General features: G+C 61.5%; 7 protein-coding genes and 1 riboswitch. Of the genes, 5 read left to right on the top strand and 2 right to left on the bottom strand.

The genetic code is table 11. From position 1 onward, the window contains the following. Positions 1 to 298 precede the first annotated feature (298 nt). A riboswitch (cobalamin riboswitch) is annotated at positions 299 to 511 on the top strand. A 98-nt stretch (positions 512 to 609) separates the two neighbouring features. From cobW to F8N49_RS20040, 5 genes are all read left to right on the top strand, one after another. Further along, on the top strand, positions 610 to 1,674 hold the full coding sequence (gene cobW, locus F8N49_RS20060; protein WP_024012737.1) for a cobalamin biosynthesis protein CobW: 1,065 nt from the start codon (positions 610 to 612) through the stop codon (positions 1,672 to 1,674). A 3-nt stretch (positions 1,675 to 1,677) separates the two neighbouring features. Then, positions 1,678 to 5,526: a cobaltochelatase subunit CobN gene (gene cobN, locus F8N49_RS20055; protein WP_151552250.1), complete on the top strand. Its 3,849-nt coding sequence runs from the start codon at positions 1,678 to 1,680 to the stop codon at positions 5,524 to 5,526. A 224-nt stretch (positions 5,527 to 5,750) separates the two neighbouring features. After that, positions 5,751 to 6,761, top strand: coding sequence for an ATP-binding protein (locus F8N49_RS20050; protein WP_071172252.1), 1,011 nt, complete (start codon positions 5,751 to 5,753; stop codon positions 6,759 to 6,761). Then, positions 6,677 to 7,426: a VWA domain-containing protein gene (locus F8N49_RS20045; RefSeq protein WP_164568657.1), complete on the top strand. Its 750-nt coding sequence runs from the start codon at positions 6,677 to 6,679 to the stop codon at positions 7,424 to 7,426. The genes F8N49_RS20050 and F8N49_RS20045 overlap by 85 nt, the downstream gene beginning before the upstream one ends. A gap of 357 nt (positions 7,427 to 7,783) precedes the next feature. Then, positions 7,784 to 9,343, top strand: a complete 1,560-nt coding sequence (locus tag F8N49_RS20040) for a TerC family protein (protein ID WP_151552248.1) — start codon at positions 7,784 to 7,786, stop codon at positions 9,341 to 9,343. Between the two features lie 35 nt (positions 9,344 to 9,378). On the opposite strand, the gene F8N49_RS20035 is transcribed toward F8N49_RS20040, so the two are convergent. Together F8N49_RS20035 and F8N49_RS20030 are read right to left on the bottom strand one after the other, a co-directional pair. Then, complete coding sequence (locus F8N49_RS20035) at positions 9,379 to 10,455, bottom strand: diguanylate cyclase (protein ID WP_151552246.1); 1,077 nt, start codon at positions 10,453 to 10,455, stop codon at positions 9,379 to 9,381. A gap of 115 nt (positions 10,456 to 10,570) precedes the next feature. After that, positions 10,571 to 11,002: a co-chaperone YbbN gene (locus F8N49_RS20030; protein ID WP_151552244.1), complete on the bottom strand. Its 432-nt coding sequence runs from the start codon at positions 11,000 to 11,002 to the stop codon at positions 10,571 to 10,573. Positions 11,003 to 11,280 lie beyond the last annotated feature (278 nt).

Here is an 11,280-nt window from a genome sequence, read left to right as displayed (position 1 = left end):
CTCCCTCGGGGAGAGGGCTAGGGTGAGGGGCTCTAGATCTGGCTTTTGCTTTGGCTTTGATCTTTTGCCCCTTCAGCAGGCTGCGCCCGGATCGGTCCCGTAACGAAGGTACCCCGAGCCCCAGCGAGCGGGCCGTGCGCCGGGGCAAAGCCTTTTGGTTTCTTTTTGCTGTGCCGGCACTCCGGCGTTTGAAAAAGGGACTCGCTGTAAGAGCAAAACCTTAAGAAGCCGTTACCGCAGCAACGGATATACCCCCAGTTTCAGACTCACCGACCATTGACCCACGACGGACCCATGCGTAGCCTTGCGCTTTCGAGGTTCTTCGGCACTCGCCGAAGCTAAGAAGGGAACGCGGTCAAAGCCGCGGCTGCCCCCGCAACTGTGAACGGTGATGTTCGTTGCCACGCCACTGCCAGCTCAACCGTTGAGCCAGCGGGAAGGCGCAATGAGCGCCAGGCCCAGCGCCTGAACGCCGTCAGCCAGGAGACCTGCCTCGTCACAGATTCTCACTACAACCGGGCGGGGTGATCCGGTGGCGAATGCTTCCGGCGTGCATGCGCGCTGCCGGTTCTCGTCCCGTATGCCCGCCGCTTGCCAAAGGGCATACCGATGAAAACACTGGCCAAACTCCCCGTCACCATCGTCACTGGTTTCCTCGGTTCGGGCAAAACCACGCTGCTGCGGCACATGCTCGACAACGCTCAGGGCCGGCGCATCGCGGTGATCGTCAACGAGTTTGGCGAGCTCGGCATCGACGGTGAGATCCTCAAGCAATGCACCATCGGCTGCACCGAAGAAGAGGCCAGCGGCCGCGTATATGAGCTGGCCAACGGCTGCCTGTGCTGCACGGTGCAGGAAGAATTCTTCCCGGTAATGCGCGAACTGGTTGCCCGTCGCGGCGATCTCGACCACATCCTTATTGAAACCTCCGGCCTGGCCCTGCCAAAACCGCTGGTGCAAGCCTTCCAGTGGCCGGAAATCCGTAGCGCCTGCACCGTTGACGCGGTAATCACCGTTGTCGACAGCCCGGCGGTTGCTGCTGGCACCTTCGCAGCGTTCCCGGATCAGGTCGACGCCCAGCGCAAACTCGATCCGAACCTTGATCACGAGTCGCCGCTGCACGAGTTGTTCGCCGATCAACTGGCCAGTGCTGACCTGGTCATCCTCAACAAGGCCGACCAGACCAGCGCGGAAGATCTGGCTCGGGTGCGCGCTGAAGTCGCCGAAGAGCTGCCGCCAGCGGTAAAAATCATCGAAGCCAGCAACGGCCGCCTGCCGCTCGACGTGTTGATCGGCCTCGGTGCCGGCTCCGAGGAGCACATCGACAGCCGCCACAGTCACCACGATCACCACCATGACGGTGATGACGACGACCACGATCACGACGCCTTCGATTCGATCTCCATCGAATTGCCGCAAGCCGATGAAAGCCTGCTGCTCGACGCGCTGACGCAACTCGTGGTGCAACACGGCATTCTGCGGGTGAAAGGCTTCGCGGCGATTCCGAACAAGCCGATGCGCCTGTTGATCCAGGGGGTGGGCACGCGTTTTGACAAGCATTTCGACCGTCAGTGGGGCGCCGAAGAAGCGCGCGTCACGCGTCTGGTGCTGATCGGTCAGGAACTCGATGCCGCACAACTCGAAGCGCAATTGCGCGCTGCGCTCAGCGTTTAAGCCATGCACCTGCTCAGGACCCAGCCCGGCGGATTCGTCTCGGACGACAACATTGCCGATCTCGGACAAACCCCCGCCGAGCTGGTGATCCTGTGCAGCGGCGATTCCAGCCTGGCGCTGCTTGCCGAGGCTGCGCAGCAATTGCCGGATGACTATCCGAGCCTGCGTCTGGCCAACCCGATGCAGGTGCAGAATCATGCCTCGGTCGATCTGTATGTCGACGAAGTGCTGCGCCACGCCAAGGTCATTCTGATCTCCCTGCATGGCGGCATTGCCTATTGGCGCTATGGTGTCGAGCGGCTGGTCGAGTTGTCCGAACGCGGCGTGCAACTGATTCTGGTGCCCGGCGATGACCGCCCGGACCCTGAGCTCAGCGACTTGAGCACGGTCAGCGCCGAAGTACGCGATAGACTCTGGCAATTCCTGCGTCAAGGCGGCATGGGCAATGCGCTGGATTTTTTCCGCTGCTTGGGCAACCAATGGTTTGCCCGCGATTATTCGTGGGGCGAGCCGCAAACCCTGCCGCGCACGGCGATTTATCACCCACAGAAAAACAGCGCTGCCCTGAGCGACTGGCAAGCCGAATGGCTGCCCGATCAACCGGTGGCGGCGCTGTTGTTTTATCGCTCGCATTTGCAGGCGGCGAACACGGCGTTCATCGATGTGTTCTGTCAGCGTTTGCAGGCAGCCGGGCTCAATCCGCTGCCGATCGCGGTGGCCAGTCTGAAAGAACCCGGTTGTCTGTCGGTGGTCGAGGACTGGCTGGATGAAGTCGAGGCGGGGGTGATTCTCAACACCACCGGTTTTGCCCAGTCCAGCCCCGAAGCGCCGCATCTGCGCCCGTTTCGCCGCAACATCCCAGTGATTCAAGCCATCTGCGCTCAGGACAATGAGCCCGGCTGGCGCGACAGCGAACAGGGCCTTGGGCCGCGTGACCTGGCGATGCACATTGCTTTGCCGGAGCTTGACGGGCGCATCATCAGCCGACCGATCAGCTTCAAGGATCTGGCCTGGCGCAGCGAGCGCAGTCAGTCCGATGTGGTCTGCTATCGCGCCCAGCCCGAACGCATGGATTTCGTCGCCGAACTGGCGCGGCGCTGGGTAGCTTTGGCACGCGTGCCGAACGGCGAAAAACGCATCGCCCTGATCCTCGCCAACTACCCGACCCGCGACGGCCGCATCGGCAATGGCGTCGGCCTCGATACGCCGGCGGCGGCGCTGAATATACTCCGCGCATTGCGTGCCGAAGGTTATCCGATCACAGCCGAGTTGCCCGACAGCGGCACCGAACTGATCCAGCAACTGCTCGGCGGCGTCAGCAACGACCTCGATAGTCTCGACTTGCGCCCGTGCCAGCAGAGCCTGGCGATGGACGATTACTTGGCAATGTTCAATGCGTTGCCGGAAGCGAATCGCGCCGCGGTGCTCGAGCGTTGGGGGGCGCCGCAAAACGATCCGATGTGCCGCGACGGTCGGCTGATGATTGCCGGTCTGCGTTTCGGTCTGACCTTTGTCGGCATCCAGCCGGCCCGGGGTTATCAGGTCGATCCGAGCGCGGTGTACCACGACCCGGATCTGGTTCCGCCGCACGGTTATCTGGCGTTCTATTTCTGGTTGCGCAACACCTACGGGGCCCACGGCGTGATCCACGTCGGCAAGCATGGCAATCTCGAATGGTTGCCGGGCAAAGGCGTCGGCCTTTCGGAGAATTGCTGGCCGGACGCGCTGCTCGGGCCGCTGCCGAATATCTATCCGTTTATCGTCAATGATCCGGGCGAGGGCGCTCAGGCCAAACGGCGCACGCAGGCGGTGATCATCGACCACTTGATGCCACCGCTGACCCGCGCCGAAACCTACGGGCCGCTGCGCAATCTGGAGTTGCTCGCCGACGAATATTACGAGGCGCAACTGCTCGATCCGCGCCGTGCCCGCGAGTTGCAACGCGACATTCTGCAATTGGTGCGTGACACGCAGATCGACCGGGAACTGCAACTGGACGCAGCGCTGGACAGCGATGCCGATGCGGCGATCTGGTTGCCGCGTCTGGACACTTATCTGTGCGATCTGAAGGAATCGCAGATTCGCGATGGGTTGCACATTTTCGGCGAATCGCCGAGCGGGCGCTTGCGTATCGAGACCTTGCTCGCGTTGCTGCGCATCCCGCGCGGTGACGGCAAGGCCGCGCAGTCGAGTCTGCTGCGAGCACTGGCTAAAGCGTTTGATCTTGGTTTTGATCCGCTGGATTGCGCGTTGGCCGATGCCTGGAGTGGCCCGCGTCCGACCGAGTTGCAGGCCATCAGCGAAGAAGTCTGGCGCACCGCCGGCGACACCCGCGAACGCCTCGAACTCTTCGCTGCAGACCTGATCTCCCAAGCACTGAATGTCCCATGTGGGAGCGAGCCTGCTCGCGAAAGCGGTGTGTCAGTAAAAGACCAGTTGTCTGACCCGACGCCTTCGCGAACAGGCTCGCTCCCACAAGGGCCGGGGTGGGCTGAGGTTGATTCGATACTCGAGCATCTGCGCGAAGTCGTCGCCCCACGCCTCGATGCTTGCGGCCCGGCCGAAATACGCGGTCTGCTTGACGCCCTCAGCGGTCGTTTCGTCCCCGCCGGCCCCAGCGGCGCGCCCAGCCGTGGCCGCCTCGACGTGTTGCCCACCGGGCGCAACTTTTACTCGGTCGACGTGCGCAATCTGCCCACGACTACCGCGTGGCGCATCGGATTCCAGTCGGCAACGCTGATTCTCGAACGACACTTGCAGGATCACGGCGATCACTTGCGCCAGCTCGGCCTGTCGGTCTGGGGCACCGCAACCATGCGCACCGGCGGCGATGACATCGCTCAGGCCATGGCGTTGATGGGCGTGCGTCCGGTCTGGGCCACGGGCAGTCAGCGCGTGGATGATTTCGAGATTCTGCCGCTGAGTCTGCTCGATCGTCCAAGAGTCGACGTGACGCTGCGGGTTTCGGGGTTTTTCCGTGATGCGTTTGCCAATCTCATCCGCCTGTTCGACGCCGCCGTGCAAGCGGTGGCCGCGCTGGACGAGCCGGACGACTTGAATCCGCTGGCCGCTAAAGTGCGTGCCGAACGCGAGGCGCTGTTGCAGTCGGGCGTCGATGAAGATACCGCGCGGCGTCAGGCCGGGTGGCGCATCTTCGGCGCAAAACCGGGAGCTTACGGCGCCGGGGTGCAAGGCGCCATCGATGGGCGTCTGTGGCAGACCCGCGAAGACCTCGCCGAGGTTTACCTGAACTGGGGCGCCTACGCTTACGGCGGCGCCGACGAGGGCACGGCTGCCCGCGAGCAGTTCAGTCAGCGTCTGAGCCAGGTGCAGGCAGTTCTGCAGAACCAGGACAACCGCGAGCATGACTTGCTCGATTCCAACGATTACTACCAGTTCCAGGGCGGCATGCTCGCTGCGGTGGAGACGCTGCGCGGCGAAGCGGCGGCCAGTTATCACGGCGATCACAGCCAGCCGGATCTGCCGAAGATTCGTACCTTGAAGGAAGAACTCAATCGCGTGGTGCGCTCGCGCGCGGCGAATCCGAAGTGGATCGATGGGGTCAAGCGTCACGGCTACAAAGGCGCGTTCGAACTGGCGGCGACGGTTGATAATCTGTTCGCTTTCGATGCGACCACGCAGTTGATCGATGACCATCAGTACGCGTTGCTGGCGGAGGCATATTTGCTCGATCCGGCGACCCAGGATTTTGTTCGTGAACATAATCCGCATGCTCTGCGCGACATGACCGAACGCATGCTCGAAGCGCAGCAGCGCGGGATGTGGCAGGAGCCTGGGGCTTATAAAGAGGCGCTGGAGAATTTGCTGTTGGATATCGAGGAAGATATGTAGCCGCTAAAAAGCTACCCTCACCCCAGCCCTCTCCCGGAGGGAGAGGGAGCCGATTTGTGTTGGTTTTGAGGCCTGAGTTCAACTCGATAATTCAGGTCGGCGCAACTTGCAAGAACACCCAGATCAGTTCCCTCTCCCTCTGGGAGAGGGTTAGGGTGAGGGCCACCCAACTGACACGCCACTAAAACTCAAGCACACCAAAGACCACGAAAGGGAAAACCCAAATGACCGACACCCCGCATTTCCCACTCTCCGCCGTGGTCGGCGCCGATGACCTGAAGCTCGCCCTGTGCCTGACCGCCATCGACCCGAAAATCGGCGGCGTACTTATCGAAGGTCCGCGCGGCATGGCCAAGTCGACGCTGGCGCGGGGCCTGGCGGATCTGCTCGCCAGCGGCCAGTTTGTCACTTTGCCGTTGGGCGCTACCGAAGAGCGGCTGGTCGGCACCCTCGATCTCGATGCTGCCCTCAGCGACGGTCGCGCGCAGTTCTCGCCTGGTGTTCTGGCCAAGGCTGACGGTGGCGTGCTCTATGTCGATGAGGTCAATCTGCTGCCCGATCACTTGGTCGACCTGCTGCTGGATGTCGCCGCCAGCGGTACCAACCTGATCGAGCGTGACGGCATTTCCCATCGGCATTCGGCCAAATTCGTTCTGATCGGCACCATGAACCCGGAAGAGGGCGAGCTGCGGCCGCAACTGCTTGACCGCTTCGGCTTGAACGTTGCCCTCAGCGGCCACACCGCCCCCGCCGAACGCGGACAGATCATTCGCCGGCGGCTGGATTTCGACAGCGATCCACAAGGGTTCTGCGCGCAGTGGGCGAGCGAGCAACACATCCTGCGTTCGCGCTGTGAAAGCGCCCGCGAGCGTTTGGCAGCCATCCCGCTGGATGACGCGGCATTGGCGTTGATTACCGAGCGTTGCTTCGCTGCTGGCGTCGATGGCTTGCGCGCCGATCTGGTCTGGTTGCGCGCGGCCCGCGCCCATGCCGCGTGGCGTGGGGCGGATGCGATTGCTGAAGAGGACATCGACGCGGTGGCCGAATTTGCCCTGCGCCATCGCCGTCGCGAACACCCTTCATCCAGCACCCAATCACAAGCGCAATCTCCTTCAGGCACAGACAGCAAGTCCAGCGAAGGGCAGGGCCAGTGGGGCGAGATGCCGGCAACGGCGCAAGCCACCGGTGCCCGCCGCGACGTTCCGAGCTGGCCGCCCCTGGCAAAAAAGCCCTAGGCATTCGCCCCCGATCCGACGCGGGGGCGAATGCCAAGCCCCGTGCCGGACAACTCGACAATGGCCGCCAGGGCCAGCGGCATGGGGCCGGCAGCGGATCGGTGAACTGGCCGGGCACGCTGCTCAATGGCCGCCCCCAGCGCCGCGCCGATCTGCTGTTTCAACAGCGCACCCGCGCGCCCCATGAAATCTGGCTGGTGATCGTCGACGCGTCGGCCTCGACCCGTCGCCATCAGGCCTTGAGTGATGCCAAGGGCCTGCTCGCGCAGCTGTTCGACGATGCTTATCGCCAGCGGGCGCGGCTGGCGTTGCTGACCGCCAGTGGTTCTGCGCCGAAATGGCAGGTGCAAGGCTTGAAGGCCTCAAGCGGCCTGGGCGTCTGGCTCGACGGTCTGGGCGCCGGTGGCGGCACGCCGTTGCTCGCGGCACTGGAGCAGGCGCAGCAATGGCTGACGCTGCGACGCAAGCGCTTTTCTGCCGAACAGCAACGCTGCCTGATCGTGACCGATGGTCGCGTGAAAGAACTGTCGGCGTTGCCAGTGCTGGCGTGTCCGGGATTGCTGATCGACATCGAGCGCGGGCCGATTCGACTGGGCCGGGCGAAGGATCTGGCGACCGCGCTGCAAGCGCAGTATCAGCATATCGATGAGCTGGATTTGCGCTGAAATCCGCCGCACCGCTCGCACCCTGTGGGAGCGAGCCTGCTCGCGAAGGCTGCTTCAGCAACGCTGAAAGTCTCCGATCAAGGTCATTCATACAGATTTTGAAATGATTTACCGCTGTGGAGCAGGTCGGTCGACGCTGTACGCTCGAAGGCCATTTTTCATTCAGGATCTACATGAACACCCTCTCGGAGCCTCCCAGTCAGCACTCTCCAGCACGCCTTCGCGCGGTCTTGATCCTTTCGCAGCACCCCGTCTTCCGACTACCGACTATGGTTGATAACGCGGCTCTTGAGCCTTTGCGTTGCACTTCGCCGTGTCCGGCCGCCTGAATTCACTGAAGAGAGATCGAGACGTTTTATGGAATGGTTAGCGGATCCCACAGCCTGGTTAGGCCTGTTGACTCTGATCGTGCTGGAACTGGTACTGGGTATCGACAACCTGGTGTTCATCGCAATTCTTGCCGACAAACTGCCGCCGCATCAGCGCGATCGCGCGCGGATCATCGGCCTGTCGCTGGCGTTGATCATGCGCCTGGGCCTGTTGGCGAGCATTTCCTGGCTGGTTACGCTCACGCAGCCGTTGTTCGAGGTGTTCGACAAGAGCTTCTCCGGTCGTGATCTGATCATGCTGTTCGGTGGCGTGTTCCTGTTGTTCAAGGCGACGATGGAGTTGCATGAGCGCCTCGAAGGCCATGTCGGCGAGCGCTCGACCAACACAACCTACGCGCTGTTCTGGCCGATCGTGGCGCAGATCGTGGTGCTCGACGCGGTGTTCTCGCTCGATGCGGTGATTACCGCCGTGGGCATGGTCGATGAACTGGCGGTGATGATGATCGCCGTGATTATTTCCATCGGCCTGATGATCGTTGCCAGCAAGCCGCTGACCCGCTTCGTCAACGCGCATCCGACCGTGATCATGCTGTGTCTGGGCTTCCTGATGATGATCGGTTTTGCCCTGACCGCCGAAGGTCTGGGCTTTCATATCCCGAAAGGTTACCTGTACGCCGCCATCGGTTTCTCGATCCTCATCGAGGTGTTCAACCAGATCGCCCGGGCTCGGCGCAAACGTTCGATTCAGGGCGTGCGCCCGATGCGCGAGCGCACGGCCCATGCGGTGATGCGTCTGCTCGGTGGCCGCAAGCTGGCGGCGGAGGAGGTTGGTGAGGAAATCTCCGACCTGCTGGACAACGGTGAAGCGCCGGTGGCCGAGCTGTTCGACCGTCGTGAGCGGGTGATGATCAGCGGTGTGCTGCAACTGGCGGAGCGGCCGATTCGCAACCTGATGACGGTGCGCGCCGACGTTGACCTGATTGATCTTGCCGATGACGCCGAAGCCATTCGCACGAAGCTGATGCATTCGTCGTATTCACGCTTGCCGCTGATTCGCGATGGCGCGGTGGATGAGCCGCTGGGGTTCGTACACAAGAAGGAATTGCTCAAGGAGTATCTGGCCGGCAACGAGCCGAACCTTGAGCATCTGGCACGCAAGACCGTCAATCTGCTCGACAGTTATTCGATCCTCAATGCCCTGGAGCAGATGCGCGCGGCATCGACGCACATCGCCTTCGTGGTCAATGAGTTTGGCGATTTCGTCGGCGTATTGACCATGACCGACATCCTCGAATCGATCGCCGGTGAGTTGCCCGATGCCAGTGAAATCGAAGGCCCTGATGTGGTCGAAGAGCGCGGCGGGTTTCTGGTCAGCGGCGCGCTGCCCTTGGCTCGCGTTCGCCAGCGTACCGGCTTCGATGCCGAGCCGACCGAGGATTATCAGACCATGGCCGGGTTGGTCATGAGTCTGCTGGATCGGTTGCCGATGACCGGTGATCGGCTGGAATACCAGGGCTGGCAACTGACCGTCAAAGCGGTCGAAGAGCGGCGGGTGACGCGCGTGTTGCTGGAGCGTGAGGTGGCTTGAGCATTCGCGGAATGGCGCAGCGGTCGCTGCGCTTGTTACTGATGAAACGTAAAGCGGTCCTTGCCCGTATGCTTTGATTCGTACAACGCCGCATCCGCCTTGATCAGCGCCTGATTCAACGAGTCACCCTCAGCCACCCGGGTAATGCCGATGCTGATGGTGACCGGGTGCTGGGTGGGGTGTTCACGCACTGACTGGCACAGTTGCGTGGCAAGGCTTTCAACATCCTCGCGCCGCACTCCCGCCAGATAGATCGCGAACTCCTCACCGCCCATACGCGCGTAGTCAAACGCAATCATCACTGTCTTGATATCGGCAGCGACGCGAATGAGCACCTCATCACCGATGTCATGCCCGTAGGTGTCGTTGACCTTCTTGAAGTTGTCGATGTCGATCATCATCAGGTAATGATCGCGCTCGCGCGGGCTTGCCAGCAGCCGTTGCCCTGCGTGGGTCATGAATGAGCGTCGGTTGGGAATCTGCGTCAGCGGGTCGTTATAGGCCTGATCCAGCAGCAGCCGCGACATCAGGTAGTTATTCAGCTTGGCCTCACGGAACTTCAAAAAGGTGTACACCGTGAGTGCGCAGAGAAACACGCTGTAGCAGGCAGTCAGGACGCCGCGCAGTTCAGTGATTTCGGTGGTGGTGGCAAGAAACGGGTTGAGGATCACCCAGATCACAACTTGTACCGCAAAGAACGCCCAGCGCCGCAGCGGCAGTACCGACACGCTGTACAACATGCTTGCTGCTGCCAGGACCAGCCACAAGCTGTGCGAAGCAGGCGCGAGGCCGTCGACGATCATTCGCACACCGACGGTCAATCCCAGGACCAGCAACAGGGTGAGCACATCGAAATGGCTAGCCCTGCGCGTAAAACCGAGCACCACCGTCAACAGCGCGAAACCAGCGAGAAACGCCATCGAGCGCCACGTGAAACCCTGGCCGCCGAGAAAACTGACGATCAGATCAAACAGCAGCCACATGAACACACTGACCACGTAGATCAACAGGCTGAACGGTTTGAGCCGTTCGAACTCGCGCTGGAGAAACTCTTCTCTCAACTCGTTTGACGCGGTTTCCTTCAACGCTTGCGCTTCAATGGTTTCGAACATGCTTATCCCGCTGTCTGCGCCGATCCTGGCAACCACCCGAACCGGCGGGCGGCGCGCAATGTGTTCGCTCAACAGCAAAGCAGGCAGACAGCGGGTTGTCCAATCCCGGTCGGGTTCAGCGCAGAAGCCGGTGGCGCGAACCAGTGACGGTGCGCAATGACTTGAGTGTTCGCCTCAGCCATGCCAGATCATGGTGAGGTTTGCGTGGCGTTGCGGGAGCCTTTGTCCTGCCGACATGCCGGGCCATATCCCTCGCCAGGGTTTCCTCGGTGCCGATACCTTTGAGCTTTTTCAGCAGCCTGCCGTTTTTATAGAACAGCACTGTTGGCGTGCCCGTGACGTTCGGGTGCTTGGGCGATTGGCTGGTGTTGAGCATATAGATGTTGGCGCGCAGCCGGTAAGGCTCGGCAATCTGCCGAAAGACCGGCCCGGCCCATTCGCAGGCGGGGCAGTGATCATTGGCGAAATACAGAATGACCGGACGCCAGGTTTTCAGGGCTTTGCGGTAAACCGGGTCCAGCGCGGAAGTAGTGTTTGTGGCGTTCATCGAAGGGTCCTTTTCAACGAGCGGGTAGGCACCTTGACGTTAAAGGAGCAGGGGTGTCGCGGTCTACTGTCAGAAATTACAGGTGGGCTGCGCAAACACGAGATTAATCCCACAAGAACGCCAGATAGACCTGACAACCAATGCGGGAACCTCACAAGAAACCGCGTGATAACCTCAATGCATTGCGCCGAGCATCACTTGGAGTGCTATTTTGAGCACTAATCAGAGCACTTCAAGAGGCACAGTGCATGACGCACATTGTTCTTGCTCACGTCGTA

This window comes from Pseudomonas sp. GXM4, assembly GCF_008923895.1.
GTDB classification, from domain to species: domain Bacteria; phylum Pseudomonadota; class Gammaproteobacteria; order Pseudomonadales; family Pseudomonadaceae; genus Aquipseudomonas; species Aquipseudomonas atacamensis.
The sequence above is the reverse complement of the archived record's forward strand: the minus strand, read 5'-3'. Positions and strand labels throughout refer to the sequence as shown.